A 17,264-nucleotide genomic window follows, 5' to 3' on the forward strand; every position below is an offset into this window, starting at 1 on the left:
CAGCACCCACGGCCCGCGAACGCCTACCGGCCCCCACGGTCCCCACCACAGCTCAGACGCGGGCCAGAAGCGTCCGGATCGCGCCGTCGAAAGCCGTTGGATCCTCGATCGCCGTCATGTGCCCGGCGTGCGGAATCTCCACCACCTTCGCGTCCGACAATGCCGACGCCATCGCCTCGACGTCCCGATCGGTGATCAGCGCGTCCTCCTCGCCCGAGATGATCAGCGCGGGCACGTCCGCCGAGCGCAGCACGTCGAGCGAGTCGGCCCGGGAGGCCATCGCGTACTCGGCCCAGGCCGCGGCGTCCGGCGGGGCGGCCCGGATCGCGGCTTTCACCGCGTCGGCCACCGCGGGTTTCGCCGACCGGGTGGTCTCTCCGAGCAGGTTCGTGAACACGTTCTCGATCAGCGGCTCGGCTGAGTGCGTGTGCTCCAGCGCGTGCGCGATGCCGATCCGGTTCGCGGCGGCTTTGTCGTTGTCGGCGGTCGCTTTGGTGTTCGCGAGCACCAGCCCGCGCACCCGCTCCGGGTACCGGCGCAGGAAATGCATGGCGACGTACCCACCCATCGACGCCCCGCCGAGCACGATCCGGTCGAGTTCCAGGTCGTCGAGGAGCAGCGCGAGGTCGTCGACGAGCACATCCATCGACGGTTCCTCGTCCCCGAGCGGCGAGTCGCCCCACCCGCGCTGATCCGGCGTGATCACCCGGCACGTGTCGGCCAGCAGCCAGTGCTGGGTGGCCCACATCGCCGAGGAGAGCGGGAACGCGTGCAACAGCACCAACGGTGTGCCGTGTCCGCTCTCCTGGTAGGTCAGCTCGACCGTCACGGTTCCCCCCTGCGTTATTCGGCCTGCGGCGATGGACGAGGCACGTCCGCGAACGCCGCCACGGTCTGGTCGGCGTACTGGCTCGCGTCCCCAGTCTCTATCGGGCCGTCGTATTCACGTGGGAGCGGGACCGCGTCGGGCGACACGACCCGCGCGACGATCTCGTCCAGCACGCGTTCGGCATAACCCACCCAGAGGTGTTTCGCACCGGCCACGGGGACTATTTCCGCCTGCTTCAGCGGCGCGAACCGCGAAACCGCCTCGGCGGGCCGGAGGAAGTCGTCGAACTCCGGGACCAGCGCCGTCACCGGCTTTCCGGAGGAAGACCAGGTCTCCAGGTCCGAAGCGCGGGAGAACCGCAGCGGCGGCGAGAGCAGGATGGCGCCGACGATCCCGGGATCGCACCCGTACATCAGCGTCAGGTCGGTGCCGAACGACCAGCCCAGCAGCCACGGCGACGGCAGTTCCTCGAACTCCGCGTACTCGATCGCGGCGCCCACGTCGAACCGCTCGCCGTCCGCGTTGTCGAAGGAACCCTCGGAGACACCCCGCGCCGACGCCGTCCCCCGCGTGTTGAAGCGCAACACGGCGACGTCGGCCAGCGCGGGCAGGCGCCAAGCGGCTTTGCGGAAGAGGTGGCTGTCCATCATGCCGCCGTGCGTCGGCAGCGGGTGCAGGCACACCAGCGTGGCGACCGGCGGCCGCGAAACCGGCAGCGCCAGCTCCCCGACGAGCGTCAGGCCGTCCGCGGTGTGCAGCGTGATGTCCCGGCGGTCGGCCGGCAGAACGGAGTTCGAAACGATGCGAGCCACGTGCTCATCGTCGTCGGTGTCGCGCCGCCCAACAAGGTGAGTGCCAGTGGCGGCGGTCGTCGGGGGTGGCCTGCCCGGCCCAGGCGCCGGACTCCGGCCACACCACGACGTGCGCCGTCCCGGGCCGGACCTCCTGGTCGCAGCCCGGGCAGCGGTACGTCTTGGTGCTGGACGTGCCGGCCAGGTGCCGCACGACCCACCCGTCCTCGACCGTGTCGACGACCGGGACGTACGGGTCTCGCGGACCGGGGTCGCGGCGCCGGGAACGATTGTGACGTGGGCTCACGCCCTCAAAACTACTTGCGCGCGTAGTCGCGGAAGCCCCGGGACGTCTTGCGGCCCAGGTAGCCGGCGGCCACCAGGTGCGACAACAGCGGCACCGGCTCGAACCCGGGCTCGTGGAACTCCGCGTGCAGCTCCTTCTGGATCGCCAGCGACACGTCCAGACCCACGACGTCGAGCAGCGCGAACGGCCCCATCGGGTACCCGAAGCCGAGCGTCACCGCGGTGTCGATCTCGTCGGCGTCCGCGTAGTGCGCGTCGAGCATCGCGACCGCGTCGTTCAGGTACGGGAACAGCAGCGCGTTGACGATGAACCCGGCCCGGTCTCGGCAGTCCACCGGGTGCTTGCCCAGCGACGTCGTCACCGCGTGGGCGGTCGCCACCACGTCGGGCGCGGTGGAGACCGTCGACACGATCTCGACCAGCTTCATCACCGGCGCCGGGTTGAAGAAGTGCAGGCCGACGACGTCGTGCGGGCGCTTCGTCGCGGTCGCGCACTCGATCACCGGCAGGCTCGACGTCGTCGTGGCGAGCACCGCGCCGGGCTTGCAGACCGCGTCGAGCGTCGCGAACAGCCCACGCTTGACCGCCAGGTCCTCGACAACTGCTTCGACCACCAGGTCGACGTCGCTCACGTCGTCGTGAGTGGCGCTGCCGGTCACGCGGCTGAGCACCGCGTCACGATCGGACGCGGTGAGCTTCCCCTTGGACACGGCCCGGTCCAACGACTTCGTCAGCGCGGCGAGTACCCCGGCGCTCTTCTCCGGGGATCGGGTCACGAAGACGACGTCGTACCCGGCTTTCGCGAACACCTCGACGATCCCGGTGGCCATCGTCCCGGAGCCGATGACACCGACTTTCCGCACGGTCCGCCGGGTCGCGGGCACCGCGTCGGAGCCGGCGTCGGCGACCGGTTCCCCGTCGACGTAGGTGTAGAACCCCCGGCCGCTCTTCACGCCCCGTAACCCGCCCGCGATCATCTGCTTGAGCAGCGGTGCCGGCGCGTGCCGCCGGTCGCCGCTCTGCGCGTGCAGCACGGTGAGCACGTCGAACGTGGTGTCCAGCCCGATCCGGTCGACGACCGTGAGCGGCCCGGACGGCAGCCCGCAGCCGAACCGCATCGCGGCGTCGACGTCGTCGCGGGTGGCGTACCCGGACTCGACGAACGACACCGCCTGGTTGAGGTACGCGAACAGCAGCGAGGACGTGATCCGGCCCGGCCGGTCCCCGACGACGAGCGGGTTGCGGCCCAGGCGCTCGCTCAGCAACGCCACCGCGTCGTCGACGACGTCGGGATCGGTGAACACCGTCCGCACGACCTCGACCAGCGCGTCGCCGATGAAGTGCAGGCCCACCACCCGGTGCGGATGCGAGGCCGCGACCGCCAGCTCGGTCACCGACAGCGCCGAGGCCGCGGTGGCCAGCACGGTGTCGGGCCGCACCACCGTCCCGAGCGACGCGAACACCTGCTGCTTGAGGTCGGACCGCTCCGGAACCGCCTCGATCACCAGGTCGACGTCGGCCAGGGCGTCGAGGCCGGCCGACACCGGCACGCCCACCCGGGCCCGGGCCGCCTCGTCCGGGTCGACCCCGACCACCTCGACGCCGGCGCGGGCGAATGCCTCCGCGAGTCCGGCTCCCAACGTTCCCAGTCCGACGATTCCGATGCGCGCGAAGTTCCTGGACACGGTCGCCCCTCTCCTAGCTGGCCGTGAGGTTCGCCGAGTTTTCCATACTCATCAGTAACTTGGACCGGACCATGGTCCGCATCACACCCCTTGCGGGCCCTTGCCCGCATCTGAACCGAGTCACCTGGGTTACTCGCGAGTCAAGTTCGCCTTACCCGCGAGTCAGATCGGTCCTAGACTCACGCCGAGCCCCACCCGACCAGGGAGGTCCCGATGACCGTGACCGAGCGTCCCGGCACCCCCACGTTCACCGACGGCTTCCTCGTGTCGTCGAGCCCCGCCACCGGAGCCGAGGTGGGACGCGTCGCGGTGACCGACCCGGGCGACGTCCGCGCCGCCGTCCAGACCGCCCGCGCGGCGTCCACCTGGTGGGCCGGTCTCGGGTTCGGCGGACGTCGCGCCCGGCTGCTGGCCTGGCGGGCGCTGATCGTCCAGCGCCTCGACGAGATCACCGATCTCATGCACCGCGAGAACGGCAAGCCCACCGACGACGCGATGCTCGAGCTGTTGATCACCGTCCACCACCTGGACTGGGCCGCGAAGAAGGCGGCGAAGGTGCTCGGCCCGCGCCGGGTGCCGTCCGGGATGCTCTCGTCGAACATCGCGGCGTCGCTGGAGTACCAGCCGCTCGGTGTCGTCGGCGTTATCGGGCCGTGGAACTATCCGGTCTTCACGCCGATGGGTTCGATCGCGTACGCGCTGGCCGCGGGCAACGCCGTGGTGTTCAAGCCGAGCGAGTACACCCCTCTGGTCGGCAAGTGGCTGATCGACACGTTCGCCGAGGTCGTGCCCGAGTACCCGGTGTTCACCGGCATCTACGGCGGCGGTGAGACCGGGGCGGCGCTCACCGCGGCCGGCGTCGACAAGATCGCGTTCACCGGCTCCACCGCGACCGGCAAGAAGATCATGGCGGCCGCCGCGAACACGCTGACGCCGGTACTCATCGAGTGCGGCGGCAAGGACCCGCTGCTCGTCGACTCCGACGCCGACCTGGACGCGGCGGCCGAGGCGGCGGTCTGGTCGGGGATGTCCAACGGTGGGCAGACCTGCATCGGCACCGAGCGGGTGTACGTGCACGAGGCCGTGTACGAACCGTTCCTGGCCAAGCTCACGGCCAAGGCGAAGGCCGTCACGCCCGGCGAGGAGGCCGACGCCGCGTACGGCCCGGCGACCATGCCCTCCCAGCTCGACGTCATCCGCCGCCACGTCGACGACGCGCTGGCCCGCGGCGGCACCGCGGTGGTCGGGGGCGCGGAGTCGGTGAGCGGGCCGTTCGTCGGCCCGGTCGTGCTCACCGACGTGCCGGAGGACTCCGCCGCGGTCCAGGAGGAGACGTTCGGCCCGACGCTCACCGTGAGCAAGGTGCGCGACATGGACGAGGCCGTCGAACGGGCGAACGCGACGTCCTACGGGCTCGGGGCCTCGGTGTTCTCCAAGCGCCGCGGCATCGAGCTCGCCCGCCGGATCCGGTCGGGCATGACCGCGGTGAACTCGGTGCTGTCGTTCGCCGGCGTGGCCGCGCTGCCGTTCGGTGGCGTCGGCGACTCCGGGTTCGGCCGCATCCACGGCGAGGACGGGCTGCGCGAGTTCACCCGCCCGAAGTCGATCGCGCGCCAGCGCTACCCGCTGCCGATGTCCATCTACAGTTTCGGCCGCACCGACAAGACGAACGCGCTGCTGATCAAGAGCATGCGCATGCTCTACGGCCGGGGCGCGCCTAAGCGGTGAGGTCGAGCGCCTTCGCCAGGAGTTCGTAGGAGCGGGTGCGGGCCTCGAAGGACGGAGCCGGGGTCGCGACGATCAGCTCGTCGGCCTCGGTCTCCTCGATCAGCGCGCGCAGGTGGTCCGCGACCAGGTCGGGCGTGCCGACGTTCAGGCGGTCGGCCATGCCCTCCCGCGCCGCCGGATAGGACGACGAGGCCGCGAACTCACGCAGCTCGTCGGGCGAGATCGGCCCGGGCCGCCCTGACCGCAGCTTCGCCATGTTCAGCGTCCAGTACGCCGCGAACTCCTCGACCTCGCGCGCGTCCTCGGACGCGAACGCGATCGTCGACACGCTGCTGCGCGGGGCGTCCAGGAACGACGAGGGCCGGAAGTCACGCCGGTAGGCCCGCAGCACCGGACCGGCCAGCTCCGGGTTGATCTGGTGCGCGAAGCTCGCCGCCAGCCCGTTCACGGCCGCGAACCGCGACCCGTAGTCGCTGGAGCCGAGCACCCACAGCTCCGGCTGCCCCGGCACGACCGGCGTCGCCTGCACCCGCCGGAACGGGTGGTCGTCCGGGAACCCGTCGGTGAGGAACGCCAGCAGCTCGCCCATGAGCTGCGGGAAGTCGTTCCCCATCACCTTCTCCTCGGAGCCGCGCAGCGCGAGCGCGGTGAGCCCGTCCGTGCCCGGCGCACGACCCAGCCCCAGGTCGACGCGGCCCGGGAACATCGCCTCGAGCGTCCGGAACGTCTCCGCGACCTTCAGCGGCGCGTGGTTGGGCAGCATGATGCCGCCCGACCCGACCCGCAACGTGCTCGTCGCCGCCCCCACCCGTGCGATCAGCAACTCCGGCGCGGTGCACGCCAGCGTCGGCGAGTTGTGGTGCTCGGAGAACCAGATCCGCTGGTAGCCGAGCCGCTCGACGTCGCGGGCCAGCTGCACGCTCGCGTCGATCGCTTCGGTGGCGGTACCGCCGTAGGGGATTCCGACGAAGTCGAGTACTGAGACAGGCGCCATGCCGGTATCAACCCCACTCATCCGGAGGCATTCCCCGTTTCAGCGAAACGTCGGCCCGACGCAGTACGGTGCTGCGCATGACTACTCCTCCGGTCGCCAAGCGGATCCCGTTCACCCGGAGCTTCCACGGCGACGACGTCGTGGACGACTACGCCTGGCTCGCCGACCGGGAGAACCCGGACACGATCCCGTACCTCACGGCGGAGAACGAGTACACCGAGCAGGCGACGGCCCACCTCGCCGGGCTGCGCGAGACGCTCTTCGACGAGATCAAGCGCCGCACGCAGGAGACGGATCTGTCGGTGCCCAGCCGCAAGGGCGGCTGGTGGCACTACAGCCGCACCGAGGAGGGCAAGCAGTACGGCATCCACTGCCGCCTGCGTGCCGAGCCCGGCCGTTCGGCTCCTCCGGAGACCGTCGAGGGCACCCCGCTGCCCGGCGAGGAGGTCGTGCTCGACGAGAACGCGCTCGCCGGTGACGAGGCGTTCCTCGCGCTGGGCGCGTACGACATCAGCCCCGACGACCGGCTGCTCGCCTACTCCACCGACTTCGCCGGCGACGAGCGCTTCACGCTGCGCATCCGCGATCTGGAGACCGGCAAGGACCTGGCCGACGAGGTGCCGAACACCTCGTACGGCACCGCCTGGTCGGCCGACGCGACCGAGCTGTTCTACCTCACCGTCGACGACGCGTGGCGTCCGCACCGGGTCTGGCGGCACACCGTCGGCACGCCGGCCGAGAACGACACGATGGTGTTCGAGGAGCCCGACGAGCGGTTCTGGGTGGGCGTCGGGCTGGCCCGCAGCGAGGCCTACGTCATCATCCAGGCCAGCAGCAAGACCACGAGCGAGGTGCGCGTCCTCGACGCCACCGCACCCAACGCGGAGCCCCGCCTCATCGCCGCTCGCCGCGACGGGGTCGAGTACTCGGTCGACCACCAGGCCGCCGGGCCGAACCGCCCCGAGCGCTTCCTGGTCCTGCACAACGACGGTGCCGAGAACTTCACGCTCGCGACCGCCCCGATCGACGCTCCGGCCGACTGGGCGCCGCTGATCCCGCACGACCCCGCCGTGCGCCTGGCCGACGTCGACGCGTTCGCCGGCCACGTCGTCGTGCACCTGCGCAAGGACGGCCTCACCGGGCTACGCGTGCTCACCGAGGGCGAGCCCGACCGCGATCTGACGTTCCCGGAAGCCGTCTACACCGTCGAACCGGCCAGCAACCCCGACTACGAGACGACGCTGTTCCGCCTGCACTACACGTCGCTGGTCACGCCCGACTCGGTCTACGACTGCGATCTGGCCACCGGCGAGCTCACCCTGCGCAAGCAGCAGCCGGTGCTCGGCGGGTACGACCCCGAGGACTACGAGCAGTTCCGCGAGTGGGCGACGGCGCCCGACGGAACGAAGGTGCCGATCTCCATCGTCGCCCGGAAAGACACGCCGCGCGACGGGTCGGCGCCCTGCCTGCTCTACGGCTACGGGGCGTACGAGATCAGCATCGACCCCTGGTTCTCGGTCGCGCGGCTCTCGCTGCTGGATCGTGGCTTCGTGTTCGCGGTCGCGCACGTCCGCGGCGGCGGCGAACTCGGCCGGCGCTGGTACGACGACGGCAAGCTGCTGCGCAAGCAGAACACGTTCACCGACTTCATCGCGGCCGCACAGCGGGTCGTCGAGGCCGGGTGGACGTCCACCGAGCGCCTGGTCGCGCGGGGTGGCAGCGCCGGTGGGCTCCTGATGGGCGCGATCGCGAACATGGCACCGGAGGCGTTCCGCGCGATCGTGGCCGACGTGCCGTTCGTCGACGCGTTGACCTCGATCCTCGACCCGTCGTTGCCGCTCACCGTCACCGAGTGGGAGGAGTGGGGCGACCCGCTGCACGACCCGGAGGCCTACGCGTACATCCGCTCGTACGCCCCCTACGACAACGTCGAAGCGCGGCCCTACCCGGCGCTGCTCGTGCTGGCCGGGCTGAACGACACCCGGGTGCTCTACCACGAGCCGGCCAAGTGGGTCGCCAAGCTCCGTGCGGTCGGCGCGAACGACGTGCTGCTGCGCACCGAGATGGGGGCCGGCCACTCGGGGCCGAGCGGCCGGTACGACGCCTGGCGCGAGGCCGCGTTCGCCACCGCGTTCATCATCGACGTCGCCGGAGCCGCCCAGGCGTGACGACCATCGATACCCGGTCCGCCGCTGCTTAACCCCGTTAACGCCGCAAACTCTCAGCTCACTGGTCACCGGGCCGACAGAGAAAAGAGGCGCCCGTCACTCCGGCACGCGCCCTGACCACTCGAGGCGGCGCTCGTGTCTGCGGTGTCCCGGCTGAACCAGGGGTTCCAGAACCTCCGGATGGCAGTGAAGCTGAGTGTGCTCATCGTCGTCGGCGTCGCCTGCGCACTGGCCGTCGGCGCGATCGGGCTACGCTCCCAGGCTCAGCTCTCCGACCAGTCGGAGCGGATCCGCTCGCTGGAAGTGGCCAAGGCCGCGCTCAACCACGTCGACACCCGCAACGCCGAACTGAAGGTCGACGGTTACCGCTCGCTGATCGAGACCGACGACCTGGCGTCGGTGCAGAAGGACACCACTGACGACGCCGCCTCGATCGAGGAGGCGGTCGCCGCCGTCAACGACGCCGGGCTGCCCGCGGACCTGCAGGCCCAGTTCGACGCGATCGGCCCCGACCTGGAGACGTTCACGACCACGGTGAAGACGCTCGTCACGACGGCGGGCACGAACTACGCCGCGGCCCGCGCGAACGAGGGGCAGATCGCCGAGACCAACCACGCCGTCGACGACAAGCTCGAGGTGCTGCACGAGGCCGTCGACAAGGCGATCGTGCAGGAGCGGGCCGACATGGACGCCGCGTCCAGCTCCGCCACCCGCGCGGTGCTGCTCACCGTCCTGGTGGCCCTGGTGCTCCTGCTGCTGTTCGCGGTCCCGATCGTGCGTGGCATCACCCGGCCGGTCGCCCGGATGCGCGCGGTACTCGACGGGCTGGCCAGCGGTGACCTCACCCGCTCGGCCGGCATCACGAGCCGCGACGAGGTCGGGCAGATGGCGGTGTCGCTCGACGCGGCGACCGCGAGCATCCGCGAGGTGCTGGAGGCCGTCGGCGACAACGCGACCGCGCTCACCCGCTCGTCCCAGCAGCTGTCCGAGGCCAGCGCCAGCATCGCCGACGCCGCCGACGACACCAGCGCGCAGACGACGGTGGCCTCGTCGGCCGCCGACGAGGTCGCCCGCAACGTCAACTCGGTGGCCGCCGGCGCGGAGGAGATGGGCGCCGCGATCTCCGAGATCGCCCGCAACACGACCGAGGCCGTCGGCGTGGTCGCCACCGCGGTCAACGAGGCCCGGCAGGCCACCACCACGGTGGAGCGGCTCGGCACGTCGTCGGCGGAGATCGGCGAGGTGCTGGGGCTGATCAGCTCGATCGCCGAGCAGACCAACCTGCTCGCGCTGAACGCGACGATCGAAGCGGCCAGGGCCGGCGAGTCCGGCAAGGGGTTCGCGGTCGTCGCCAACGAGGTCAAGGAACTGGCGCAGGAGACCGCGAAGGCCACCGAGGACATCGGTACCCGGGTCGCGGCGATCCAGGCCGACACGCGCAGCGCGGTCGAGGCGATCAGCCGGGTGGCCGAGGTCATCGAGCGGATCAACGAGTACCAGGAGACGATCGCCAGCGCGGTCGAGGAGCAGAGCGCGACCACTCAGGAGATGACCCGCAGCGTCAGCGAGGCCGCCGGTGGAGCCGACGTGATCGCGACGAACATCGGCTCGATGGCCACCGCGACCGCGGCCACGACCCAGGGCGTGGAACGTGCCCGGGAGGCCGCTTCGGACCTGGCCGCGATGTCCGAGCAACTCCGGTCGATGGTAGGCCGCTTCCGTACTCGTTCCTAGATGGCCCGGTAGGTTCGTTCACCTTCGTCTGGCACACTCCCGTCCGCTGAACGGATGGTGAACGCTAGAGGGAGCACGGATGACGCAACCGGTCGGACGCCTGCACACCGCGATCTCGCGACGGATCCCCCACCTGCCGGATGCGGCCGGACCACTCTCCGGGTCGACCTCGGAGGGCGCCGGGCTCTCCCTTCTGTTCGTCGGCGACTCGTCGGTCGCCGGGGTGGGCGCGGCGCACCACGAGGAGGCGCTCGCGGGGCAGTTCTCGACCGCGCTGGCCGGGCACACCGGGGCACCGGTGGCGTGGCGGGTGCTCGCGCGCAGCGGGGACACCGTGCGGGGCATCACCGAGCTCGTGACGACGCAGGCCGAGACGCTCGACGCCGACCTCGTCGTGCTCTCCGCCGGCACGAACGACGCGCTGCGGCTGCGACGCCCGTCGGCCTGGCGGGCCGACGTCACCGTGCTGGTCGAGGCGCTCCGGGAGCGGTTGGGGCGGCCGGTGCCGGTGCTGCTCGTGGGCCTACCGCCGGTGCACCGGTTCGGGTCGCTGCCGCGGCTGGTGCGCTGGTCGATCGGCGGGTACGCGATGCTGCTCGACCGCCAACTGGCCCGCCTTGGCGCCGAGCACCCCGGCCTGCGCCACCTGTTGCCCGGTCCGTTGCCCACGAACACGGCCCAGTTCTTCGCGGTCGACCGCTTCCACCCGTCGCCCGCCGGCTACCGGGCCTGGGCCCGTCTGCTGGCCGCCTCGGCTGCGCCGCACGTGACCGACCTGGCCCCGGCCCCGGCGTAGCCGCCCTCAGGAGGGCGGCGGTACCGGATCGGGGTTGGGCTGGGGTTCCGGGTCCGGCGGGATCGGGTCCGGGTTCGGCTGGGGCTGCGGGGCCGGGCCCGGCACGGGGCCACCCGGCCCGGGCGGAACCGGCACCGGCGCGGGAGGCGGGGCCGGCACCGGCGGCCCCGGCATGGGCAGCGGCGGCACACGAAGCTGCATTGGTCCGGGCGTTCCGATCACCATGGCCATGTCATGCCCACTCCGCGGAGTCGTCGAACCTGGGCCGCGTCCGAAGGTTCAGGCCTCAGGGCTCTTCGAAGATCGCCGGGAGGCGCCCGGCGCGTACCGCCGCGGCCAGGGCCTCGTGGTCGGCCTCGGTCTGGTCGGCGTACGCGACCGCGAACGCCGCGATCGCCTCGTCGAACCCCATGCCACCCGGCGTCCGGGACGTCGCACCGTCCACGTATCCGGTGAGCAGGCGCGGATCGGCCGACTGGGCGTGCGAACGCGCCAGTACCGCCCCGACGATGCGGGCGTAGTCGTCGAGCTGGTTCGGCTTGAGCAGCGCCGGGTCGATGCTGCCCTTCATGTCCCGGAACTGGCGGACCAGGAACGGCCGCCCGTCGACCGTCGTCCAGCCGAGCAGGATGTCGCTCACCGTCTGCATCCAGCGCTGACCACGCACGATGCGCTCCCCGTTGTGGGCGTACGGCGTCGCGTCGACGTACGGCGCCAGCGCGGACGGGCCGGCCTCCTTCACCTGCAGCACCAGGGCGTCGTCGCCGTTGCCGTGCAGCAGCACGATGTAGCTGCGCCGCCCCACGCTGCCGAGCCCGACGACGCGGTGCGCGATGTCGGTCACCGAGTACCGCGCCAGCAGCGCTTTCAGCTCGTCGTCCAGGCAGCCCTCGGCGTACTCCTCCAGCCCGTCGAGCACCGCCTGCTCGGTGGCCGGGCTGACGTGCGTGAGGATCGGCGGGGCGTCGACGAACCGCCAGTGGTGGGTCTCGGCCCGCTCGGCGAACTTCTCCACGACCCGCTGGCTGGTGTTCTTGCGCGCCTTCTTGCCGATCCGCTTGAACACCTCGCCGAGCTGGTCGACGTCGAAATGATCGATCGTCTTCTCGTCGGTGGTGAGGTAGTAGGCGTCGAGCAGCGGCATCTGCGCGAGCTCGCGCAGGGCCGCCCGGTAGGTGCGGGCGGCGTCGGACGCGGCGACACGCGCCCGGGCCTCGTCCACGCCGGCCTCGCGTCCGGCGACGACCAGGCTGGCCGCCAGGCGCTTGAGGTCCCACTCCCAGGGCCCGACGACGGTCTCGTCGAAGTCGTTCACGTCCATCACCAGGCGACGCTCCGGCGAGGCGTAGAGCCCGAAGTTCGACGCGTGGGCGTCACCGCAGATCCAGGCGTTGATGCCGGAGGTGGGCGTGTTGGCGAGGTCCGCGCCCATCAGCCCGGCGCTCCCCCGCAGGAACGCGAACGGCGAGGCCACCATGCGGCCGACGCGCAGCGCGATCAGGTCGTCCACCCGGCCTTCGTTCGTCGCTTCGACGAACGCGACCGGGTCGGGCCGGTCGGCGCGACGCTCGTACACCGCACACGCGCTGACCGGAGTTTTCTCCCGTAGCGCGACGCCGGCGGCGTGGACTTCGAGCGGATCGGACCAGGTTCCGAAGACGTGACTGAGGAATCTCGGGCCTTCGGCGTCAGGAAGCGCACTCACGAGATCGACGGTAACTCCGATCGCGGTTGGCTCATACACCGATGTCCGGCTTGCGACTCGTTCCCGCTGGGTCCTAGCCTGGTTCGCCGTGCGCCTGGTCATTGCCCGCTGCTCCGTCGACTACATCGGTCGACTCACCGCTCACCTCCCGCCCGCGACACGGCTGCTGCTCGTCAAGTCCGACGGTTCGGTGTCGATCCACGCCGACGACCGGGCCTACAAGCCGCTGAACTGGATGAGCCCGCCGTGCCGGCTGGAGGAACAGCCCGGCGCCTGGACGGTGATCAACAAAGCCGGTGAGCAGCTGCGGATCACGATCGAGGAGGTCCTCCACGACTCCACCCACGATCTCGGCGTCGACCCCGGGCTGGTGAAGGACGGCGTCGAGGCCGATCTGCAGCGACTGCTGGCCGAGCACATCACGACGCTCGGCGAGGGCTACACGCTGATCCGGCGCGAGTACCCGACCGCGATCGGCCCGGTGGACATCCTGTGCCGGGACGCCACCGGGGGCACGGTCGCGGTCGAGATCAAACGGCGGGGCGAGATCGACGGGGTCGAGCAGCTCACCCGCTACCTCGAGCTGCTCAACCGTGATCCGCTGCTCGCACCGGTCGCCGGGGTGTTCGCCGCGCAGCAGATCAAGCCGCAGGCGTCGGTGCTCGCCGCCGACCGCAGCATCCGCTGCGTCACGCTCAACTACGACGCGCTGCGCGGCATCGACGACAGCGACGGCAAGCTGTTCTAGCGCACGAGCCCTACCGTGGACTCGTGTTCGAAATCCTGACCGGCACCGGGCTCGCCGCCTCCTCCGGTCTCAACGCCTACATCCCGCTGCTGACGCTCGGACTGCTCTCGCGGTTCACCGACACCGTGACGCTGCCGGCCGGCTGGCAGTGGCTCGACGGCGGCTGGGCGCTGGTGATCCTCGCCGTCCTGCTGACCGTCGAGATGGTCGCCGACAAGGTGCCGATCGTCGACTCGATGAACGACGTCGTGCAGACCGTCGTGCGTCCCACCGCGGGCGGGCTCGCGTTCGGCGCCACCACCACGTCGGACGCGGTGACGGTGAGCGACCCGGGCAGCTTCTTCTCCGGGGGAGCGTGGGTGCCGGTCGCCGTCGGTGTCGTGCTGGCGCTCGTCGTGCACGCCGGCAAGGCCACCGCGCGACCGGCGGTGAACGCCGCCAGCGGGGGGTTCGGCGCGCCGGTCGTCAGCGTGCTGGAGGACGCCGCCGCCCTGGGCATGTCGCTGCTGGCGCTCCTGGCGCCGATCCTGGTCGTGGTGGCGCTGGCCGCGCTCGTCACGTTCTTCTGGTGGGCGCTCCGGAAGGTCAGGGCACGACGCCGACGGAAGGCCGAGCGTCGCGCTATACATTCTCAGACTTCACTTAGGTAACATTTCGCCCTACCTCATTCCTCCAGGTGTAGCCCGGAGCCGAGGAGACATGTCACGGTCGGACTTCGGGGTACGACCGTCCTGGGGGGCTTGATGGAGATCGACATCATCAGCGTGCCGTTCAGCGCTACCGGCAGAGCCGGCGGCGCGGCGGCCGGACCGGCGGCTGTGCACGCCCAAGGACTCATCGGACGGATCCGGGACGCCCTGCCGGGCGGCTGGACACCGTTCGAGACCACTCCGGTCACGGGCGGCGAGCGGTCGCTGATCCGCAGTTCGGAGACCGGCCTGCTGAACGAGGGCGCGCTGGCCTCGATGATCGACGGGGTCGCCGACGCGGTCTCGGCCAGCCACATCGACGGTCACTTCCCCCTGTTGCTCGGCGGCGACAACCCGATCCTGCTCGGCGGGCTCGTCGCCACCGGCCACCGCGCTGCGGGCGCGGCCGGGCTGCTGGTCCTGTCGGGGCGCGAGTGCGCCTGGCCGCCGGACAAGTCACCGACCGGGCTGGCGTCGGACTGCACGCTCGGGCTGGCGCTGCTCGCGCAGACCAACGCCGTGCTCTCCAACGGCCTCTCCCGGCGGTTGCCGCTGGTGCCGCCGGGCGCGGTCGCCGTGCTCGGCACCCGGGACGCCGCCGAACTGGGCGCGGCCGGCATCCCGTCGCTGTCGGGCAGCATCCTGGTCAAGTCGGACACCGACCTCGACGTCACCGGCGCGTCCGCCCCCGTGCTCGCGCGGCACGTGGCCGAGGCGATCGAGCACATCACCCGCACCACCGACGACTGGTGGCTGCACGTCGACCTCAGCGTGCTCTCCGACCAGGCGCTGCCCGACCCCGCCCGCCCGCTCCCCGGTGGGCTGTCCTGGGAGCAGCTCACCACGATGACCCGCGCCGCGCTGAGCACCCCCGGCCTGGTCGGCTGGAGCGTCACCGGCTACGACGCCGACCACGACCTGGAGCGCGCCAACGCGGCCCACCTCGCCGACCACCTGGTCGGCTCGGTGGGCGCACTGCCGGTGCGGACCGCGCTGCCCGCGGGGTCCGCACTGGACGCGCTCTCCACGCGGCCCTAGACCGTCGTCGAGTGGATCTCTTCGATCACGGTCACGATCTCGGCCATGATCTCGTTGAGGCCGTAGTCCTTGGGGGTGAACACCCGGGCGACGCCGGAGGCCTTCAGCATCTCGGCGTCCTCGGGCGGGATGATGCCGCCGACGATCACCGGCACGTCGTCGAGGCCGGCCGCGCGTAGGCCCTCGATCACCGTCGGCACCGCGAGCGCGTGCGCCCCGGAGAGGATCGACAGGCCGACGACGTGCACGTCCTCGGCGACCGCGGCCGCGACGATCTGCGCCGGCGTCAGCCGGATGCCCTGGTAGATCACCTCGAAGCCGGCGTCGCGGGCCCGCACGGCGATCTGCTCGGCGCCGTTGGAGTGCCCGTCCAGGCCCGGCTTGCCGACGAGCATCCGCAGCGGTCCGCCGAGTCGCTCCCCGGTGGAGCGCACCCGTTCCCGGACCGCGGCGAGCGCGGTGGCGGTCTCGGCGCCCGGGTTCGCGGCGGCCGCGGCCGAGACCCCGGTCGGGGCCCGGTACTCACCGAAGACGTCCCGGAGCACGTTCGCCCACTCCCCGGTCGTGACGCCGGCACGCACGCAGGCGATCGTCGGCTCCATCAGGTTCGTGCCGTTCTTGGCCGCGTCGGCGAGCGCGGCCAGCGTCGCGTCGACCGCGCCCTGGTCACGCGCGGCCTTCCAGGCGGCCAGCTTCTCGCACGCGGCCTGTTCGACCCCGGCGTCGACGGTGAAGATCGCCTTGTCGGTGCCGCCGCCGGCGGTCAGCGGGCTCGGCTCGGTCTCGGTGAATTTGTTGACGCCGATGATCGTGTCCTCGCCGGCTTCGACCCGGGCGCGCCGCTCGGCCAGCGAGCGCACCAGCTCGCCCTTCATGTAGCCGGACTCGATCGCCGCGACCGCACCGCCGATCTCCTGGACACGGGCGATCTCGGCCCGTGCGCCGTCCAGAATCGACGCGACCTTCGCCTCGACGACCGTGGAGCCGTCGAAGATGTCGTCGTACTCGAGCAGGTCGCTCTCGAACGCGAGCACCTGCTGCATCCGCAGCGCCCACTGCTGGTCCCACGGGCGCGGCAGGCCGAGCGCCTCGTTCCAGGCCGGCAGCTGGACGGCCCGGGCCCGCGCGTTGCGCGAGAGCGTCACGCCGAGCATCTCCAGCACGATCCGCTGGACGTTGTTCTCCGGCTGCGCCTCGGTCAGGCCGAGCGAGTTGACCTGGACGCCGTACCGGAACCGGCGGTGCTTCGGGTTCTCCACGCCGTAGCGCTCGCGCGTGATCTCGTCCCAGAGCTGGGCGAACGCGCGGAGCTTGCACGTCTCCTCGACGAACCGCATGCCGGCGTTGACGAAGAACGAGATGCGCGCGACGACGTCGCCCATCCGCTCCGGCGGCACCTGGCCGGCGTCGCGCACCGCGTCGAGCACCGCGATCGCGGTGGACAGGGCGTAGGCGACCTCCTGCACCGGCGTCGCACCGGCCTCCTGCAGGTGGTACGAGCAGATGTTGATCGGGTTCCACTTCGGCAGGTGCACGACCGTGTGGGCGATCATGTCGGTGATCAGCCGCAGGCTGGGCCCGGGCGGGAACACGTACGTGCCCCGGCTCAGGTACTCCTTGATGATGTCGTTCTGGGTGGTGCCGGTGAGGTCCTCGAGCTTCGCGCCCTGCTCCAGAGCGACGGCCTCGTAGAGCGCCAACAGCCACATCGCGGTGGCGTTGATCGTCATCGACGTGTTCATCTTCTCGAGCGGGATGCCGTCGAACAGCGCGTGGGCGTCGCCGAGGTGGGAGATCGGCACGCCGACCTTGCCCACCTCACCCCGGGCCAGCTCGTGGTCGGGGTCGTAGCCGGTCTGCGTCGGCAGGTCGAACGCCACCGAGAGGCCGGTCTGACCCTTGGCCAGGTTGCGTCGGTACAGCGCGTTCGACGCGGCCGCCGAGGAGTGCCCGGCGTAGGTCCGCATCACCCACGGACGGTCGCGATCCGGCGAGGACGGGTACGGCATCGGGCACCTCCGGCGTCGGTGCCGCGAATTCTACTGACGAGTAA

General features: G+C 71.3%; 14 protein-coding genes. 7 read left to right on the forward strand and 7 right to left on the reverse strand.

The genetic code is table 11. The features are described from left to right. Positions 1–52 precede the first annotated feature (52 nt). From CRYAR_RS33800 to CRYAR_RS33810, 4 genes are read right to left on the reverse strand one after another with little or no spacing between them, the layout of a single operon-like run. The gene (locus CRYAR_RS33800) at positions 53–829 is read right to left on the reverse strand and encodes an alpha/beta fold hydrolase (protein WP_051571299.1); all 777 of its coding nucleotides are present in this window, start codon (positions 827–829) and stop codon (positions 53–55) included. Positions 830–843: 14 nt separating this feature from the next. Next, entirely contained in the window at positions 844–1,641 is a 798-nt protein-coding gene (locus tag CRYAR_RS33805) for an alpha/beta hydrolase (protein ID WP_035857226.1), read from the reverse strand. Between the two features lie 4 nt (positions 1,642–1,645). After that, a complete protein-coding gene (locus CRYAR_RS46270) occupies positions 1,646–1,927 on the reverse strand; it encodes a hypothetical protein (protein WP_084701302.1) in 282 nt (93 codons plus the stop codon). 10 nt (positions 1,928–1,937) lie between these two features. Further along, complete coding sequence (locus tag CRYAR_RS33810; protein WP_035857227.1) at positions 1,938–3,611, reverse strand: 3-hydroxyacyl-CoA dehydrogenase family protein; 1,674 nt, start codon at positions 3,609–3,611, stop codon at positions 1,938–1,940. 213 nt (positions 3,612–3,824) lie between these two features. Between CRYAR_RS33810 and CRYAR_RS33815 the strand changes: the two genes are divergently transcribed. Continuing rightward, positions 3,825–5,339: an aldehyde dehydrogenase family protein gene (locus CRYAR_RS33815; protein WP_035857228.1), complete on the forward strand. Its 1,515-nt coding sequence runs from the start codon at positions 3,825–3,827 to the stop codon at positions 5,337–5,339. Here CRYAR_RS33815 and CRYAR_RS33820 read toward each other — a convergent pair. Further along, a complete protein-coding gene (locus tag CRYAR_RS33820; protein WP_211247769.1) occupies positions 5,329–6,333 on the reverse strand; it encodes an LLM class flavin-dependent oxidoreductase in 1,005 nt (334 codons plus the stop codon). The genes CRYAR_RS33815 and CRYAR_RS33820 overlap by 11 nt on opposite strands. A 77-nt stretch (positions 6,334–6,410) precedes the next feature. Here CRYAR_RS33820 and CRYAR_RS33825 point away from each other — a divergent pair, with 77 nt between their 5' ends. The 3 genes from CRYAR_RS33825 (at position 6,411) to CRYAR_RS33835 (ending at position 11,031) form a co-directional block, all read left to right on the forward strand. Continuing rightward, complete coding sequence (locus CRYAR_RS33825; RefSeq protein WP_035857230.1) at positions 6,411–8,501, forward strand: S9 family peptidase; 2,091 nt, start codon at positions 6,411–6,413, stop codon at positions 8,499–8,501. A 135-nt stretch (positions 8,502–8,636) separates the two neighbouring features. Continuing rightward, the gene (locus CRYAR_RS33830; protein WP_211247770.1) at positions 8,637–10,235 is read left to right on the forward strand and encodes a methyl-accepting chemotaxis protein; all 1,599 of its coding nucleotides are present in this window, start codon (positions 8,637–8,639) and stop codon (positions 10,233–10,235) included. A gap of 79 nt (positions 10,236–10,314) precedes the next feature. Then, entirely contained in the window at positions 10,315–11,031 is a 717-nt protein-coding gene (locus CRYAR_RS33835) for an SGNH/GDSL hydrolase family protein (RefSeq protein ID WP_035857231.1), read from the forward strand. A gap of 286 nt (positions 11,032–11,317) precedes the next feature. On the opposite strand, the gene CRYAR_RS33840 is transcribed toward CRYAR_RS33835, so the two are convergent. Beyond that, positions 11,318–12,736: a DUF2252 domain-containing protein gene (locus tag CRYAR_RS33840; protein WP_051571301.1), complete on the reverse strand. Its 1,419-nt coding sequence runs from the start codon at positions 12,734–12,736 to the stop codon at positions 11,318–11,320. 88 nt (positions 12,737–12,824) lie between these two features. Between CRYAR_RS33840 and nucS the strand changes: the two genes are divergently transcribed. The 3 genes from nucS (at position 12,825) to CRYAR_RS33855 (ending at position 15,211) form a co-directional block, all read left to right on the forward strand. Next, positions 12,825–13,484, forward strand: coding sequence for an endonuclease NucS (nucS, locus tag CRYAR_RS33845; RefSeq protein WP_035857232.1), 660 nt, complete (start codon positions 12,825–12,827; stop codon positions 13,482–13,484). Between the two features lie 23 nt (positions 13,485–13,507). Beyond that, a complete protein-coding gene (locus CRYAR_RS33850; RefSeq protein WP_035857233.1) occupies positions 13,508–14,134 on the forward strand; it encodes a DUF4126 domain-containing protein in 627 nt (208 codons plus the stop codon). A 93-nt stretch (positions 14,135–14,227) separates the two neighbouring features. Continuing rightward, positions 14,228–15,211: an arginase family protein gene (locus tag CRYAR_RS33855; RefSeq protein ID WP_035857235.1), complete on the forward strand. Its 984-nt coding sequence runs from the start codon at positions 14,228–14,230 to the stop codon at positions 15,209–15,211. Here the strand turns inward: CRYAR_RS33855 and CRYAR_RS33860 are convergent. Then, positions 15,208–17,220 (reverse strand): protein meaA, encoded by a 2,013-nt coding sequence (locus CRYAR_RS33860; protein WP_035857236.1) that lies wholly within the window; start codon positions 17,218–17,220, stop codon positions 15,208–15,210. The genes CRYAR_RS33855 and CRYAR_RS33860 overlap by 4 nt on opposite strands. Between the last annotated feature and the right edge of the window lie 44 nt (positions 17,221–17,264).

The organism is Cryptosporangium arvum DSM 44712, from assembly GCF_000585375.1.
Classification (GTDB): domain Bacteria; phylum Actinomycetota; class Actinomycetes; order Mycobacteriales; family Cryptosporangiaceae; genus Cryptosporangium; species Cryptosporangium arvum.